Consider the following 17,032-nt stretch of genomic DNA (forward strand, 5'->3'; position numbering starts at 1 on the left):
TAGGTTTCGGTCTTGGTCGTATAGTTTTTGGAATAACGGCTAAACACCGTCAGTCAGGTCCCGTTTTCACGCTTTACCAGCAGTGTGAAAGAGTGGGTTATGGCTGTTTATACGATTTATGGTTTTGGACCGGACGACCTGAACGGGTATTCAGGTGGGTTCCCGCAAGTCGGCACGACCATTACACTTGATGCAGACTGGTCAGCCTCTACCGACGCATATCGATTTGATATCGAAGACGCAGACCTGTTGCTGCTGGTGGAGACAACCGACGATTTTTTCAGCGGGGACGGATCAAACCAAGAAGTCGGTGACGATAGTTACAAGCAGACGCTGACTTTGCGTGACCCTAGTGGCAACGTTGTCGCGTCTGGGCGTGCGTATCTAGAAGACAAGATGACTCTGACCGGCTCTGACGGGTCGGTGATTGATGTTTATACTGTCGAAATCGGCGGCGTTTATGTTGGGTCGATCGCGACGGGCCAGATGCAACCGGGTGTCACTTACGAAGTGACGGCATCGGGAAATACCAATGGCGCACCCTACAGCAGCTTTGTCGATCAAACGTTCGACTTGAACGCTGATAACGAATTCACGGGCGAGGACAACGTCAACGACACACTGTACGGTGGTGGCGGAAATGATAAATTGTCGGGCCTTTCGGGCGACGACGTCCTGTATGGTGGCGCAGACAATGACATCATTGTCGGGAGCGAAGGAAACGACCAGCTGTTTGGTGGGACTGGTGCCGATCAGATCGTCGGTGACGGACAGCTATATGATTTATCGTTTCATGCCTCTGGCACGCCAGTAACGCCCACAACGCTGACTATCACGAACAGCTCTGATGGACCGATAACGCTTAGCCAAATTGGTACAGATGGATCTTCGACCAACATCTATGTCTTGGCCGAAGGTGAAACCTACGTCTTGGCCACCCACGCAGAGACGAATTTCGTCCTGCGTGACGAAAACGGTTACTTTCTGGACAGTATCGAGGGCGGCCTAAACCTGAACGTCACCTATACGGGAACGTTCAATGACACGATCTACGGTGAAGATGGCACTGACGACCTGCGCGGTCAGATGGGTAACGATATTATCTACGGCGGCAATGACACGGATACCGTTTATGGCGGCGCGGGCGATGACCAGTTGCATGGCGACGCAGGGACCGACACGATCTATGGCGGGGATGACGCTGATACTATTTTCCAATTGGGCGCTGACATCATTGACGGTGGGTCGGGCGGAAACGATTGGGATACATTGGAGATGTCCGATGGTGGGGTGTCTATCACCTATTCATCGAATGAAACCGGTACCTTTAGCGACGACGGTGGTCTAACCACAGGGACCTTTTCCGATATCGAACGTGTCTTTGGCGGCGAAGGGGCCGACGCTATTGATGCCTCTGCGACGACAGGTTGGGTGAGCGTTTATGGCGGCGGCGGCGATGATACGATCACTGGCAGCAACAACACTGATGTCATCGACAGCGGTGATGGGACCGATACGATCTATGCCGGTGGTGGCGACGACACCATCTATTTCCAATCTGGTAACGACGTTGTTTACGCCGGCGACGGCAATGACGTTATTGATGACGTTCCTGGGACCGAACTAGACGGCAATAACACCATCTACGGCGGCGCAGGGAATGATAGCGTTTGGACGGGCCGCGGCAGCGACACCATTTTCGGTGGTGATGGCGACGATTGGCTTTACGGCGAAGACGGCAATGACGTTCTGAACGGCGACGGCGGCAATGACGTTTTAGTCGGCGGGGCAGGGGATGACACTTTTGTCGTATCGTCGGGGTATAACTATGTCGGTGATTTCGACATGGGTGATGCCAATGCCGATGGTTTTACCAATGACCAATTGGACGTCAGCGGAATTACCGATGCCGACGGAAACTCGATTGACCATAACGATGTGAGCGTTGGCGTTGATCCGAACACCGGCTTTGCGATGCTAACCTTTCCGAACGGAGAGGTCATGGTCTTGTACAACATTACGGCGGATCAGGTTGATACCGGCCCCGAAATGTTCAAGATCGGCATCCCTTGTTTCACCACTGGTACAATGATCCTAACGCCAACTGGCGAAGTTCCGGTTGAAATGTTGCGTCCGGGCGATCTGGTAGTGACCCGTGATAATGGACCACAGCCGATTGTATGGGCAGGCGCACGCCAACTACAGGAAAATGAACTGCGTTCAATGCCGTCGTTACGCCCCGTTTTGATTCAGCCCGGTGATTGGGCGGGGGATCGTGGGTTGCTGGTGTCGCCTCAGCACGCGATATCAGCGCGCCATTCGGACGGGTCCGAACGTTTCATCCGCGCGACACATTTGGCGCGTATGAAAGGTGGCAAGGTGCGCAACGCAAACGGGGTTAGGTCGGTCACCTATGTTCATCTGATGTTCGAACAGCATCAGGTTATTTTCGGAAACGGTATCGCATCCGAAAGCTTTTACCCTGGACGGTTTGGTCTGACTGCACTAGGTCGCGAGTCGCTGACTGAAGTGCTGCAACTTTTCCCCGATGTTGGGCGACTCGGTGCGGTTGATGGCTATGGTCAAATGGCTCGCCCAATCGCGCGATTTAACGACCTACCAAGACATATTCGCGACTTGTCCTTGGATACCATCTAAAGGACAGCCGCCCACCGTTGCATGGGTAAGTGTCCGATTTTCCTGTAATCGCGTGATTTTGCGATGAAAAAGATCGCCATTTTGCCCTCTGGCGGGCATTTGTCTGTATATTGTGCGAATTCGGCGCTAAATCGGTTTAACATGTTGCAATATATATGAACCACGGCTTTAGTTTGATGAGAACAGGCGGGCAAACCGCCGTAATCATCAGGGAGTGCCGTTTTGGCCGCAAGCGCAACGGACAAAGCGTTCGTCGAATTCGAACGTGTACAAAAAAGTTATGATGGCGAAACGCTCGTCGTCAAAGATCTCAACCTGACCATGCCGAAAGGCGAGTTTTTGACCATGCTTGGGCCTTCGGGTTCGGGTAAAACCACGTGTCTGATGATGCTGGCTGGTTTTGAAACCGCGACGCATGGTGACATCCGCATCGGGGGCACGTCGATCAACAACATCCCGCCGCATAAACGCGGCATCGGGATGGTGTTTCAGAACTACGCCTTGTTCCCGCACATGACGGTTGCTGAAAATTTGGCCTTTCCGTTGGAAGTGCGGAAGATTGGCAAATCCGAACGCGAAGAAAAGGTAAAGCGCGCATTGGATATGGTTCAGATGGGCCAATTCGGTGGGCGTCGTCCTGCGCAGCTATCGGGTGGTCAACAGCAGCGTATCGCGTTGGCCCGTGCGCTGGTGTTCCAGCCCGAATTGGTGCTGATGGACGAACCGCTGGGCGCGTTGGATAAACAGCTGCGCGAACATATGCAGTTTGAAATCACCCGTCTGGCGCATGAATTGGGTATCACCACCGTTTACGTGACCCACGACCAGACCGAAGCCTTGACCATGTCCGACCGCGTTGCCGTGTTCAACGATGGTCGCATTCAGCAGCTGGCTCCGCCTGATAAACTGTACGAAGCGCCTGAAAACAGCTTCGTTGCCCAGTTTATTGGTGAAAACAACACATTGACGGGCAAGGTCGAAACCCTTTCGGGCGAACGCTGCACCGTGCGTTTGGACAGCGGCGAACTGATTGATGCCCGCGCTGTGAATGTCAGCGCAGTGGGCGATCGTACCAAAGTGTCGATCCGTCCTGAACGCGTTGAAATCAACAAAGACCGTTTGTCGCCAGATGCTCATACGCTGAAAGCCGAAGTTCTGGAGTTCATCTATATGGGCGACATTTTCCGCACGCGTCTGCGCGTTGCGGGAACCGACGAATTCGTCATTAAAACCCGCAACGCCCCTGATCAGGTTCGCCTAGAGCGCGGACAGCAGATCGAAATTGGTTGGCTTGCGGAAGATTGCCACGCTTTGGACGCCTAATCAGGCGTCCTTTGCGTATCAAAACGCGCCGTTCTTACCCGGGAGGGGCGGCGCAAATAAATCAACCGGGAACTTACGGGAGTTATGATTATGAAACTGACGAAAACCCTACTTGCAACTTCGGCTCTGACCGTTGCTGCGGGCGCCGCAATGGCCGAAGGCCACATGGCATCCGACATGACCCTGGTATCCTGGGGCGGCGCGTACCAGTCGTCGCAGATCAACGCGTATTCGGACCCATATTTGGCGATGAACGACGGCGTATCGATCGTTTGGGATGAATCCTCGGCCGAGGCAGTTGCGAAACTGCGTGCGATGGCAGAATCTGGCAACATCACCTGGGACCTGGTCGACGTAGAAGCCGCTGACGCAATCCGTCTGTGTGACGAAGGTCTGGCGATGGAAATCGACCACGACGAAATGCTGGCAGCTGGCGACGACGGTTCGTCCGCATCGGACGACTTTGGCGACTCGATCATTTCGGATTGCTTTATTCCGCAGATCGTATTCTCGACCACCGTTGGTTACCGCACCGACATGGTTGGTGACACCGCACCAGAATCCATCTGTGCGATTTTCGACACCGATGCATACCCAGGCAAGCGCGCGCTGAACAAACGTCCGCTGGCAAACATGGAATGGGCGCTGCTGTGTGACGGCGTTGCGAAAGACGAAATCTATGACGTTCTGGCAACCGAAGAAGGTCAGGACCAAGCGTTCGCAAAACTGGACACCATCAAAGACGACGTGATCTGGTGGACCGCTGCTGCGGAAACTCCACAGCTGTTGGCTGACGGCGAAATCGTCATGGGTTCGACCTATAACGGTCGTCTGTTCGCTGCAATCGCAGAGCAAGACCAGCCAATCGGTATGCTGTGGGACGCACAGATGCTGGACTTTGACGGCTGGGTGATCCCTGCTGACCTACCAGAAGACCGTCTGGCACGCGTAATGGATTTCGTATCCTTCGCAACCGACACCCAGCGTCTGGCTGATCAGGCTGCATACATTTCGTATGGTCCAGCACGCGCATCGTCGGCACCTCTGGTTGGTACCCACGCAACTCTGGGCATCGAAATGGCGCCACACATGCCAACCGATCCTGCAAACTCGCAGAACGTATTCGTAACCCAGTACGATTTCTGGGCTGATTACCGCGACGATCTGGATGCAAAATTCCAGGCGTGGCTGGCACAATAATCTGACCTGACAAACCTTTTGGGTTTGTAACGAATACACCATGCCCCCTGACAACGGGGGGCATGGTCACCGGACAGGACTATTTCATGACAGACCAGACCTCGGGCGCCGATCTGCTGACGACAGCAGACGGGAAATCGCTCAAATCCAGTTTGAACCGAGCATTGCGCCGACAGAAAATTCGCGCGCTGATGCTGATCGCGCCTTTGCTGCTATTCATCCTGATCAGCTTTATTGCGCCGATCTTTGACATGCTTTTGCGGTCGGTCGAAAACCAGATCGTTCCCGATACCATCCCGCGCACCATCGAAGCGCTAGAAGAATGGGACGCTGACACAGGCGAAGCACCGTCGGAAGAGGTTTTCGCAGCCTTTTACACTGACCTTGCGATTGCCGAAGAATACAAAACGCACACCCGTTTGGGATCGCGTTTGAACTATGAAAAAACCGGTATTTCGTCGATGTTCCGTTCGACCGGCCGCCGTGTTGGCCGTTTCGATACCGACGCATATACCGATGGCTTTACCGATGCGGATGCCGCATTTGCCGATCCGGCGCAGTGGGCCGCGTGGATGGCGGATGACGCAGTACGCGCATCGCTGCCACTGACCACGGATGCCTATGACGCTTGGGCGCTGCTAACGGTCGAAGAAAACAACGACATCCCCGCCGAAGAAGACCCCGCCGATTTCGTCTACACCGCGCTGTATCGCGACCTGATGAACGGCAATACCGCTGCGGCCATGCCTGCCGTGGACGTGTCCGCGTGGGAACCTGTCGTCATCAGCGAACAGTTTATTGACGCTAACGACGGCTGGGCCGACCCAGAGGTTTGGGCAACGATCAAAACCTATGGCGGTACTTACACCTCGGGGTACTTCCTGAACTCGGTCGATTTGCAGCTGACCCCAGATGGCGTCGAAACCCGCCCCGAAGACGAACGCATCTACATCACGCTGTTTATCCGCACGATCGTTTTGTCGATCCTGATCACGGGCAGCTGTATTTTGCTGGGCTATCCTATAGCCTATCTGCTGGCCAACCTACCACTGCGCAGCGCAAACGTGCTGATGATCCTTGTGCTGTTGCCGTTCTGGACATCGCTGTTGGTTCGTACATCCGCGTGGAAAGTTCTGCTGCAAAATCAGGGTGTTATTAACGATATCCTCGTGTGGATTGGCATCGTTGCGGACGACAACCGGCTAGAACTGATCAACAACGCAACAGGTACGATCATCGCGATGACCCACATCCTGCTGCCGTTCATGATCCTGCCGCTGTATTCGGTGATGAAAACGATCAACCCGTCCTATGTGCGTGCGGCAAAATCCATGGGTGCAACGGATTGGACAGCGTTCTGGCGCGTCTATTTCCCGAACTCCATACCAGGTATTGGGGCAGGGTCGATCCTCGTGTTCATCCTTGCGATTGGTTACTACATCACTCCCGAACTTGTCGGCGGCACAAAGGGCGTGTTCATTTCGAACCGTATTGCCTACCATATCTCCAGCTCTTTGAACTGGGGTCTGGCGGCGGCTTTGGGCAGCATCCTTCTGGTGCTCGTTCTGGCGCTGTACTGGCTCTATGACCGTCTTGTCGGCATCGATAACGTGAAACTCGGAGGCTAAAAGACATGTCCGCACTCCCCCCATATGCAAGCACAGGTCAACGCGCGTGGTTCTATAGCTACCGCGTGATCTGCGGGCTGATCTTTTTCTTCTTGATCGCGCCGATCCTTGTGATCATTCCGCTGTCGTTCAACGCGCAGGATTTCTTTACCTTTACGCCTGAAATGCTGCGTTTGGACCCAGAGGGTTATTCGCTGAAACACTATCAGGATTTCCTGACGAACTCTGACTGGCAGTTGGCGCTGAGCAACTCGCTCAAGATCGCGCCGATCGCGACGTTGATTTCTGTATCGCTGGGCACGCTGGCAGCCATCGGTCTGTCGCAGTCCCACGTACCAGGCCGCCGCGCGATTATGGCGATCATGATTTCGCCAATGATCGTGCCGCTGATCATTTCGGCAACGGGCATGTACTTCTTTTACTCGAACCCATACATCCCAACGCCATTTGGCAAAGTGTACCTGCCATTTACCCTGACGGGCACCTATGCGGGCGTTGTTCTGGCGCACGCTGCACTGGGTATTCCGTTTGTGATCATCACCGTGACCGCAACGCTTGTTGGTTTCGACAAGTCACTGACCCGCGCGTCGGCCATGATGGGCGCAAATCCTGTCACCACGTTTTTCCGCGTGCAGATGCCGCTGATTTTGCCCGGCGTTATTTCGGGTGGCCTGTTCGCCTTCATCACATCGTTTGACGAAGTCGTGGTGGTGTTGTTCGTTGGGTCCGCCCAGCAGAAAACGCTGCCTTGGCAGATGTTTACGGGCCTTCGTGAACAGATCAGTCCGACCATTTTGGCGGTGGCAACGATCTTGGTCTTTATCTCGATCTGTTTGCTGACAACGCTGGAAATTCTGCGGCGGCGGTCTGAACGGCTCCGCGGGATGAGCCCAGGTTAAAAGAAAGGCGGCCATTGGCCGCCTTTTTCTATGGTAGGATCGTGAGCCAGATCGACGCCGTTACCACCGTTGCGGCTGTCCCGATCAACACGGCAGATGCAGCGACCCTTTGGGCGTGGCCGTACATCGACGCGAATAGAAACGCATTCACCCCCGGCGCCATCGCGGCGGTGACCACAGCGGACCGGAAACTGTCGGTCGGCAGGTTAAATGCGCCACCCAGCAAGTAAACGACCACAGGGTGCACGATCAGGGACACGCCGACGATATAGGCGACGGTCAGCATGTCGCCTTCGGGTTTGTAGCGGTACAACACGCCGCCCAATCCGAACAGAGCGGTCGGCAGCGCCGCGCGGGCCATCAGGTCTACGGCTTCGGTGAATACGGTTGGTAGGGGCAGGTTGGTCACGTTCACCGCGATACCCGCCAGAATGCCCACAATCAGCGCGTTATGCAGCATCGCGTTGGCGACCTTGCCCGGAAGTTTCGCCAGCGACCCGCCACGGTTTTTCACGATCTCCATCGCCGTGATCCCTACGGCGTAGCAGAACGGCGAATGGATCGCGATGATGGCATAGTTCGCGGCCAGTGCGTCGGCCCCATATGCGCGTTCGGTGATCGGCAGACCCAGCAACAGGGAATTCGAAAACAACCCGATAAAGCCGATGGCAATGCAGTCTTCCCATTCGCGTTTGAACAGGAACCGCGCGCCGATAATCCCAGCGGCGAAACCGGACAGCGCGCCCGTATAAAACGCACCCCATAGCGCAGGGTCAAAGCTGGCCGCCAGATCAAGTTGCGTCATGGACCGAAACAGCAGCATCGGGATGGCGAAACCTTGGGCAAAGGTCATCAGCGCATCAACGGCGGCTTTGCTGAAATATTCGCGCCACGCGGCTGCGTAGCCAAAGGCAATAACGATGAAAACAGGTAAAACGACCTGCAGCAGGGTGGCCATATTGGGCTCCTTCGGCGGAGCCCGCCGGACATTAAATATTAAACGACAGCTTTAGCCCGTCATAAGCGGGGATAATATGGTCAGGCGTTTCCGCTGCAACCGTTTCATAATCAAGGTCGATATGCATGTTGGTCAATACGGCCTGTTTCGGCTGCACGCGGTCGATCCATTCCAGCGTTTGCGCCAGATGCGAATGGGTCGGGTGCGGATCGCGGCGCAAAGCATCAACAATCCAGCAATCCAGATTGTTCAGGATATCCCACGCATCATCATAGATCGTCGCAACATCAGGCAGGTAGGCCACATCGCCAATCCGGAACCCCAGCGCGTCGATCGACCCGTGGTTCACGCGGAACGGGGTCAAAACGATGTCACCGCCAGCGCCTGGAACTGTCACATCACCGTCGATGTAATTCAGTTCCAAAATAGGCGGGTAGGGCGACCCTTTGGGTTGGACAAAGGCATAGCCGAACCGCGACAGCAGGCTTTCGGACGTATCGCCGTCCGCCCAAACCTGAAGCCGTTGGCGCGTGTTAAACACCACCTGACGCAGGTCATCCAACCCGTGGGTATGGTCGGCGTGGGAATGGGTGAAAACGACGCCGTCCAGTGTTCCTGCGCCCGCATCAACCAACTGGTCTTTCATATCGGGGGAGGTGTCGATCAACACGCGCGTCACGGCGTCGCCGTCAAAACGTTCGACCAGAATGGAACAGCGACGGCGGCGGTTTTTCGGGTTGGCTGGATCGCAGTCACCCCAGTTGCCGCCGATACGCGGCACACCGCCCGACGACCCACAGCCCAAGATGGTGATATCCAGCCGCGCCATCACAGATGCGCCTTTGTGAACAGTCGGTCAAAGTTCGCGGTCGTGGCGGCGGCGAAATCATCATAGGTCATGCCGAACACATCCGCGCCAACTTGGGCCGTGTGGATGGTATAGCCAGGTTCGTTGCGTTTGCCGCGAAACGGTTTCGGGGCAAGGTACGGGCTGTCCGTTTCGACCAGAATGCGGTCAAGCGGGGCGGCTGCGAAAATATCGCGGACCTCTTGGGATTTGGGGAAGGTCGCGATGCCCGACATCGACAGATAAAACCCCATGTCCAGCGCAGCGCGGGCCAGTTCAGGCCCCGACGAATAGCAATGCATGACGCAGGTGTAGGCGCCGTTGTCCATACCTTCGCGCAGGATTTGGGCCATGTCGTCATCCGCGTTGCGGCTGTGAATGATTAGCGGAAGGCCTGTTTCGCGGGCGGCATCAATATGGATGCGCAGCGATTGTTTTTGGATGTCGGCGCTGTCGGGCGTGTAGTGGTAATCCAGACCCGTTTCGCCGATGCCCACCATTTTGGGGTGTTTGGCGTAGTCCGCCAATTGATCAACGCTGACCAAAGGTTGATCTGCGGCGCTCATTGGGTGGATGCCGACCGCGTAGAAAACGGGGTCAAAGGTTTCGGCGATTTCGCGGACCTTTGGTTCGTTGTGCAGCTTTGTGCAGATGGTCACCATGCGTTCGACGCCCGCATCGACGGCGCGCTGGATCACCTCGGCGCGTTCTTCGTCAAAGTCGGGAAAGTCTAGGTGACAATGGCTATCTACGATGGCTGCGGTCATGGGTGCCTCAGGTTGCGGCGGTGCTGCGCGCCGTTTCTTCGATCTTGAAAATCATATCTAGGATCAATGCAGCAGGGTCAAGGTTCACCGCCCGTCCGCGACGCACCTTGAGGCTCAGCTGCTGTTGCAGGTCGGCCCATTTGCGGGCGGCCTGATCGTGGGGGGCTAGGCGAGCCAGCAGGCGGGCTTCGCCGTTTGCGCCTTGGGAATGGGGTTCGCCCAGCAGGCCCGCGCGGGCGGTGCGGGCAAGGAACAGGTCAATCAGGTCCAGCGCCATTTCAAACCGCACTTCGGCAGTTTTGCCGGTGCAGCTTTCGGCCAGTTTTAATGCTGCACTGCGGTCTACGGTTGGCAGGCGGTCGAACAGGTGAACCAATTCGCGATACAGCTGCAGCCCATCGTGGTTGATCAAACGGATCGCTTCGCCGACCGATCCGCCTGATAATGTGGCAAGGCTTTCGGTTTCGTCCACGTGAATGTCCGCTTGGGCCAATGCGTCGTTCATATCGTCCGCGTTTAACGTGGTGCAGCGCAATTCGCGGCAACGGGACCGGATGGTCGGCAGTAATTTTGACGGCTGGTGCGATAGCAACAGGATCGTGGTGCGCGCGGGCGGCTCTTCTAGTTCTTTCAGGATCGAGTTTGCGGCGGTGACGTTCATTTCATCAGCTGCGTCCACGATCACCACGCGGCGTCCGCCATCGGTTGATGACATGTGAAAGAATTTCTTTAGGTCGCGAACAGGATCGGCTGTGATTTCGGTTTTCAGCTTGCCCGTCTTTTCGTCGACGGGGCGGCGCACGATGGTCAGGCGCGGGTGGCTGCCCGCGCGGATCAGGCGCAGATCGGGGTGTTCTTCGCCAATGTCCAAAGTCGTCGGCAGGGGCGGGGCGTCGCCAAATAGGCCCGCATTTCCGTCAGGGTTTTCCGCCAACAAAAAGGCCGCGATTTTATAGGCTAGGGTTGCTTTGCCGATCCCTTTGGGCCCTGTGATCATCCAACCCGAATGCAGACGTCCCGAATTATAGGCCTCTAGAAACGCTTCTTCGGCGCGGGATTGCCCGATCAACCGCGCGGTTTCACGCGGATGCGGTGCGCCTTCGATCCGATCCGGTTCTGGCAGAGCGTCGTCGCTCATGCGCGGTCCTCGAATATCGCTAGGATTTCGGCGCTGACCTGTTCGGGCGTGCGGTTGCCATCTACGATGATGCAGCGGTCTTTGGCGCTATGCGCGATGGATAGAAACCCGTGACGCACGGTTTCCTGAAACGCCAGACCCATGTTTTCAAACCGCTCTTCTGCACCGACACGGGCAAGGCCACGATTCAGCGCGATTTCTGGGTCCATATCAATGATAAAGGTCAGGTCAGGTTCGTGTCCGATCATCAGCTCGTGCAACTTGTCGACCACCGATCGTAGGTCGCCTCGGGTCGCACCTTGATAAACACGGGTGCTATCCGCGAAACGGTCGCAGACCACGATCTGACCGGCCTCGATGGCCGGAAGGATCGTTTTTTCCAGATGGTCGCGGCGGGCCGCGGTGAATAGCAGGATTTCGGTTTCTGCTGACCAACGATCCGCATCGCCATTCAGGATCAGGGCGCGGATTTCTTCGGCGCCAGTGCTGCCGCCCGGTTCGCGGGTATGGATTACGTCGTGCCCTTTGGCGCGAAGGCGTTCCACCAACATGCGCGCTTGGGTCGATTTTCCGGACCCGTCGATCCCTTCGAATGTGATCAATTGTCCGGTCATAATCAGGCCTTAGGAATTGTCGGCAGAAGCTTCGGTTGGTTCTTGCACGATTTTATCCAAAAGAACCAGAGCAGCCGTTTTGACACGGGTCGTAAACCCACCGCGAGCGACATCGGACTCGGCGATCAAAGGAAAACGACGTTCGGGTAGGTTATCGAGTTTGATCACCAGTTCGCCAACTTCTTGGCCTGCTACAATTGGCGCTTCTAGAGGAGCGCTGAATTCCACATCACCTGCGACTTCGCCTTGGTTCAGAATCGGGATCAACATGGAAACATCTTCTGCGACGGTCAGGCCGACTGTTTCGGATTGGCCCATCCAAACATCTGCTTCGGCAACGCGCGTACCGGCTGCGATCACGTCCTTTTGTGCGAATTGCCGAAAGGCCCAGTTCAGGATGCGTTCGGATTCTTCGGCGCGTGATGCTGCGCTTTCCAGACCCGTGATGACAAAAATTACGCGGCGGTCACCTTGTTTAGCTGAACCAACCAATCCATATCCCGCCTCTTGGGTATGGCCGGTTTTCAATCCGTCCGCACCTAGGCCCAGACCCAAGATCGGGTTGCGGTTCTGGCTGTTCGACGGAACGCGCCCGTCGAAAGCAAAGCTTTCTTCGGAAAAGATTGGGTAGAAGGTCGGGAAATCGCGGATGATCGCATTGGCAAGGATGCCCAAATCTTCGACCGACATACGCTGTAAAGGATGTGGCCAGCCGTTAGAGTTTGCAAAAGTCGAATTGACCATACCCATCTGCTGGGCACGGGTCGTCATCATTTGGGCAAAACCTGCCTCGGTTCCGTCTGGCGATAGGTTTTCCGCCAATACCGCGCTGGCATCGTTCCCTGATAGAACGATCACGCCGCGGATCAGGTCCTCGACGCTGACGCGTTCGCCAGCCCGAAGAAACATGGACGAGCCTTGGTAATCCATTGCGTGCTGAGACACGAGCAGTTCGTCGTCGATGCTCAAACGTCCGTCTGCGATAGCCTCGAATGCCATGTAAATGGTCATGAGCTTCGACATCGACGCAGGAGGCAGCGCGGTTTGCGCGTTTTTCGACAGCAGGACGGTGCCGGTCGATACGTCATAGACATAAGCGGCACGCGCCGGCGTTTCGAACGTTTGTGCATGGGCGGATGCTGCAAATACGCCAAAGGTCAGCGCGGTCAGCAGTCGGGAAAGAATGCGGAACATAGGGACCTCTTAGTTCGTGACGGGGTAGGCGTCTTCGAAACCCAACCCTTTGATACGGTTTAGCAATGCGCTGCGTTCGTCGCTGGTTTGCGAAGGGCCAACAACCACGCGCCAGAACGCGCGCCCTGATGTTTCACCCGTCAGTACAGATGGCGTAATGCCGTTCGATGACAGCAATTGCGCGGTCCGATCTGCATTTTCTTTAATCGAAAAGATACCGATTTGAATGAAGGGTTTGGTCAAGCTGCTGCTGACGGGGGCAGGGGGCGTTGATGCTTGCTCTGCTTCGGCGTTTGCAATTGCAGCTTCGGCATTCGCGATCGGGTCAAGCGACATGGTTTCGACGGCAGGGGCTTCTAACGCTTCGGCTTCGTCGAAGTTTGCAATGGGCGCAGGGGCTTCGATAGGTGCTTCTTCGCGGCGCAGTGCGGTCACTTGCAAAGGCGTCGGTGCACCAGCCAGCAAATCAAGCGCAAGCGCTGCGTCCGATGACACCTGCAACGCTGGTCCCGGTTGCGCACGTTCGCGCCGGAACAATGCGCCGATCACAAATTTGCCGTTTGATTGGTTTCGAATGATGACCCGTTCAGGTTCGGCAACATCTGGGTGGGCAACCCAAACACCGCCCAGCGATGGGCGACCGTCCCACAGGCCTGATTCAGTCACCTGAAATACTTCTGGCGCTTCGACATCGCGTTCAACCAGTTGAACACTTTGGCCGCTGTCGTCTAGTTGCGCTTCTGCGCCGCCGAATTGCGGCATCTGAAACGCTCCGGTTTCATCGCATCCTGCTAACGCCACCATGACGACCGCACCAATCACGCTGCTGCGTAACATGCCTTGAATGCCTGCCATTGCCTATGCCCCTTTATTGAAACGATTTTCCGTTTGCCTGTACGTCGAAAATCGAGCCTGTTTTGTTTGTCTGTGACACTTTAGCCGTGAGAATACCGTTTTTGAAGCCTCCGCGGATAAGCATCGGCGGTTTTCCTCTTTTAGAATCGGAGCGGGGTATTTATGCACACCGAACGGTCGGAGGAGTGGCAGAGTGGTTTAATGCACCGGTCTTGAAAACCGACGTACGTGGAAGCGTACCGTGGGTTCGAATCCCACCTCCTCCGCCATTTCCAAAGTCGCAAATTTGGTGTTTGCCCTTGTAAATAAGGGATTTTCGCTCTTGTTTGTGCGTTCGGGAAAATCGCCGCCGTTGTTTTGCTATACATTTTGCTATACATATCGCTGACACCAATGGGCTGGGGGCGGTATGAAAGGTTTGAAGAAACGCCGATCGACGTGGCATTTAGTGCGCCGCGTTCCGACCGATTTTCATGATGTTGAACCGCGCCGTTTACTTACGCTTAGTCTTAGGACCGATTCCAAAAAGCTTGCCGCCGAAAAGGCCACGCAGGTGTGGGACAATTTGTTAGAGGGCTGGCAGGCTCTGAAAGATGGCCGTTCTGACGATGCCGATGTTCGGTTTAAGGCCGCCCAACGTATTTGTGCAAACAAAGGTTTTCAATATCTGCCCGTGGCCGAGGTCGCCGACCTGCCACTGGTCGATCTGCTTAAACGGGTAGAGGCCGCCATTCAGTCGAACGGTCATGTCGATGCTGATGTGGCAGCGGCAACGCTGGGAACGGTATCAGAGCCACAGTTATTACTTTCACAGCTGGTAGATCACGTTGAAGGCCTGTCCGCGCATGAAAATCGGTTCAAAAATGATGCTCAGTTAAAGGCATGGCGTAATCCACGCAAACGCGCGGTTAAAAACCTAACGGCAGCGATTGGAGGTGACAAACCTGTAGCGCAATTGACGCGCGCTGACGTGCTGTTGCACCGTCGGTATTGGCAGGAACGCATCAAACAGCGCGGGTTGGATATCGAAACGGCCAACAAAGATTTTACGAACATGTCCGGGATGCTGTCACGCTATTATGACGATTTGGGGGTCGAGGATCCACCGCGTATCTACAACGGCGTTAATCTGACTGATCGACACAAAAAAAACACGCGCAAGGACGAAGTGCCTGTAGCATTTATTTTGGAAAAATGGTTTGCAAATGGCGCGCTGGATTGCTTGAATACCGAAGCGCGCGACATTCTGTTAATCAGCATTGAAACAGGTTGTCGCCAAAGCGAAATCTACAACCTGCCAGCGTCCGCGTTTCAGTTAGATGCGCCCATCCCCCACATCGTCATCAAAAACGAAGAGGGCGTGCGCGAGATCAAGAACAAGCATTCCGCGAGATTGGTGCCGTTGTTTGGCGTGGCGCTCGCGGCGGCCAAACGAAACCCGAATGGGTTTCCGCGCTATCACGGCAAAACGAGCTACAGCAATGGGGTTCATAAAACGCTGCGCAAAAATGGATTGTTGCCCCGCGGTATTACAGTGGGCGGTTTGCGGCATACGTTCGAAAGCCGATTGAAAGGCGTCGAAGTGCAGTCGGATGACCGTGGTGAGCTGATGGGCCACTCTGTTGCCAATATCCGTGGTCGCGAATGGTATGGGGATGAAATGCATTTAGAACAGCGCGCCGCGATCATGCAGGCTATTGCATTTCCGGTTCCAGACTATCTGAAGTGATTGCCGGTCGGTTTGCATCAACGATACGCCGCGCTTGCGCAAGCAGGTCGCGCTTTGCATGCATGGCAGAGAGTTCGTTGTTTAGTCTTTCGAAAATCGGCAGATAGGCTTCGTTTTCCAACGCCAGCTCTGCGATAGTGACCAATGCGCGTTCTAACTGCGCTGTGGTGATTTCCCCTGCTGTCACCATCCCGAATAGACCCCCTGCGAATAGGGGGCTGCATCGAAATACAGCTTCTTGGGGGGATTGATCATTATGGCCTTTGTCGCGTTTTTTTCCGAAACTGATCAGATAGAGGAGTTTTGATTTGCGAATGCAAGACAATTCCCCAACTTTTCTGGTTTCCACGTTTCTTTTTCGAAATCAGTGTCGATCGGGGTGGTGAAAGTGCAAAACACTATCTCTGGCAAAAAATGTCGGCGATTGAGTTGAAATAGAAATCGCGAGCCATTATTATTCGATTATGCAAAGACAGGCCCTCATATCCGCGTAACGCACACTCCGTTCGTTTTTCGCGATATATGAAGGTATTCCATGACTGTTTTTCGTGTTCAGCGCCTTTTGGCGCCCATCCGATATTCTGCAAGACTGCTAAAATCTGCGACTGACCTGTACGAGGTCGGCAGCAGCTGTTTTGAAATCACCACAGCGTTCTGGGGGTGGTTCAATGACCTATTATGAACCGCAGGACTTTATGGCAGGGTCAGGCGGCGACGATGATTTACTGGTAGATTCTGTGGGGATGGCGATGTGGCGCATGGCCGGTCACCTTGTCCAGATGGCGGAACCTGTGTCGCGCATTGGTATGAACCGATCGGATCAGCCGAGGAGTTGGTCCGTGCATTAACGCAAGAGGCATTGCGGAACGATCTATCTCTGCGCGCTTTGTTGCGTATTGCAACAACAGTCATTCACGATGCTGGTGTGGCGTTGCACCGATGGCCGTCTTTTGTGGAAAACGTCACCTGCTTTTCTGCTTTGTTTCTATACGTTCCAATCAGTACATCACTACAATACTACCATCAGATCTAGGAAATAAATTATCCCAAATTCATGTCCGATATAGGATCTGGAGATGTTAGCAAAATTAACTGAATTGTTGTCAGATCGAATTGGTTCGATAAATCAAAGACCTGATATTTTATTTCCCAAGAATTTCGCAGTTTCGCCGAAAAAACAGTTTGTAATGCGTGTTCGCGCGACCTTCATTTGTTTCAAATC

Annotated in this window: 15 protein-coding genes and 1 tRNA gene; 8 read left to right on the forward strand and 8 right to left on the reverse strand. The window is 54.9% G+C overall.

Annotated features, from left to right (window positions below):
* The first annotated feature begins 99 nt into the window (after positions 1-99).
* The 5 genes from BVC71_RS02670 (at position 100) to BVC71_RS02690 (ending at position 7,708) form a co-directional block, all read left to right on the forward strand.
* A complete protein-coding gene (locus BVC71_RS02670) occupies positions 100-2,658 on the forward strand; it encodes a Hint domain-containing protein (RefSeq protein WP_086450078.1) in 2,559 nt (852 codons plus the stop codon).
* A gap of 222 nt (positions 2,659-2,880) precedes the next feature.
* Positions 2,881-3,981 (forward strand): ABC transporter ATP-binding protein, encoded by a 1,101-nt coding sequence (locus BVC71_RS02675; protein ID WP_086450079.1) that lies wholly within the window; start codon positions 2,881-2,883, stop codon positions 3,979-3,981.
* 90 nt (positions 3,982-4,071) lie between these two features.
* Complete coding sequence (locus BVC71_RS02680) at positions 4,072-5,181, forward strand: extracellular solute-binding protein (RefSeq protein WP_086450653.1); 1,110 nt, start codon at positions 4,072-4,074, stop codon at positions 5,179-5,181.
* Positions 5,182-5,267: 86 nt separating this feature from the next.
* Positions 5,268-6,809 carry an ABC transporter permease gene (locus BVC71_RS02685; protein ID WP_086450654.1) on the forward strand — a complete coding sequence of 514 codons (1,542 nt, stop codon included), beginning with the start codon at positions 5,268-5,270 and terminating at the stop codon, positions 6,807-6,809.
* Positions 6,810-6,814: 5 nt separating this feature from the next.
* Positions 6,815-7,708: an ABC transporter permease gene (locus BVC71_RS02690; RefSeq protein ID WP_086450080.1), complete on the forward strand. Its 894-nt coding sequence runs from the start codon at positions 6,815-6,817 to the stop codon at positions 7,706-7,708.
* Between the two features lie 28 nt (positions 7,709-7,736).
* On the opposite strand, the gene BVC71_RS02695 is transcribed toward BVC71_RS02690, so the two are convergent.
* Genes BVC71_RS02695 through BVC71_RS02725 form a run of 7 tightly spaced genes read right to left on the reverse strand, consistent with a single transcriptional unit; the run spans position 7,737 to position 14,081 of the window.
* A complete protein-coding gene (locus BVC71_RS02695; RefSeq protein WP_086450081.1) occupies positions 7,737-8,666 on the reverse strand; it encodes an AEC family transporter in 930 nt (309 codons plus the stop codon).
* Between the two features lie 31 nt (positions 8,667-8,697).
* A complete protein-coding gene (locus BVC71_RS02700) occupies positions 8,698-9,495 on the reverse strand; it encodes an MBL fold metallo-hydrolase (RefSeq protein WP_086450082.1) in 798 nt (265 codons plus the stop codon).
* On the reverse strand, positions 9,495-10,280 hold the full coding sequence (locus BVC71_RS02705) for a TatD family hydrolase (protein ID WP_086450083.1): 786 nt from the start codon (positions 10,278-10,280) through the stop codon (positions 9,495-9,497). The genes BVC71_RS02700 and BVC71_RS02705 overlap by 1 nt, the downstream gene beginning before the upstream one ends.
* Positions 10,281-10,287: 7 nt before the next feature.
* A complete protein-coding gene (locus BVC71_RS02710; protein ID WP_086450084.1) occupies positions 10,288-11,418 on the reverse strand; it encodes a DNA polymerase III subunit delta' in 1,131 nt (376 codons plus the stop codon).
* Positions 11,415-12,032 (reverse strand): dTMP kinase, encoded by a 618-nt coding sequence (tmk, locus tag BVC71_RS02715; RefSeq protein ID WP_086450085.1) that lies wholly within the window; start codon positions 12,030-12,032, stop codon positions 11,415-11,417. The genes BVC71_RS02710 and tmk overlap by 4 nt, the downstream gene beginning before the upstream one ends.
* 9 nt (positions 12,033-12,041) lie before the next feature.
* Positions 12,042-13,226 (reverse strand): D-alanyl-D-alanine carboxypeptidase family protein, encoded by a 1,185-nt coding sequence (locus BVC71_RS02720; protein WP_086450086.1) that lies wholly within the window; start codon positions 13,224-13,226, stop codon positions 12,042-12,044.
* A 9-nt stretch (positions 13,227-13,235) separates the two neighbouring features.
* On the reverse strand, positions 13,236-14,081 hold the full coding sequence (locus tag BVC71_RS02725; RefSeq protein WP_086450087.1) for an SPOR domain-containing protein: 846 nt from the start codon (positions 14,079-14,081) through the stop codon (positions 13,236-13,238).
* A 179-nt stretch (positions 14,082-14,260) separates the two neighbouring features.
* On the opposite strand from BVC71_RS02725, the gene BVC71_RS02730 reads away from it, so the two are divergent.
* Positions 14,261-14,350 (forward strand) — tRNA-Ser (locus tag BVC71_RS02730).
* 140 nt (positions 14,351-14,490) lie between these two features.
* On the forward strand, positions 14,491-15,810 hold the full coding sequence (locus BVC71_RS02735) for a site-specific integrase (RefSeq protein ID WP_086450088.1): 1,320 nt from the start codon (positions 14,491-14,493) through the stop codon (positions 15,808-15,810).
* Here the strand turns inward: BVC71_RS02735 and BVC71_RS02740 are convergent.
* The gene (locus BVC71_RS02740; RefSeq protein WP_086450089.1) at positions 15,776-16,159 is read right to left on the reverse strand and encodes a hypothetical protein; all 384 of its coding nucleotides are present in this window, start codon (positions 16,157-16,159) and stop codon (positions 15,776-15,778) included. The two genes, BVC71_RS02735 and BVC71_RS02740, sit on opposite strands and share 35 nt — an antisense overlap.
* Before the next feature lie 319 nt (positions 16,160-16,478).
* Here BVC71_RS02740 and BVC71_RS02745 point away from each other — a divergent pair, with 319 nt between their 5' ends.
* Positions 16,479-16,658, forward strand: a complete 180-nt coding sequence (locus tag BVC71_RS02745; RefSeq protein WP_086450090.1) for a hypothetical protein — start codon at positions 16,479-16,481, stop codon at positions 16,656-16,658.
* Positions 16,659-17,032 lie beyond the last annotated feature (374 nt).

Origin of the sequence: Marivivens niveibacter, assembly GCF_002150005.2 — a bacterium.
GTDB classification, from domain to species: Bacteria; Pseudomonadota; Alphaproteobacteria; order Rhodobacterales; family Rhodobacteraceae; genus Marivivens; species Marivivens niveibacter.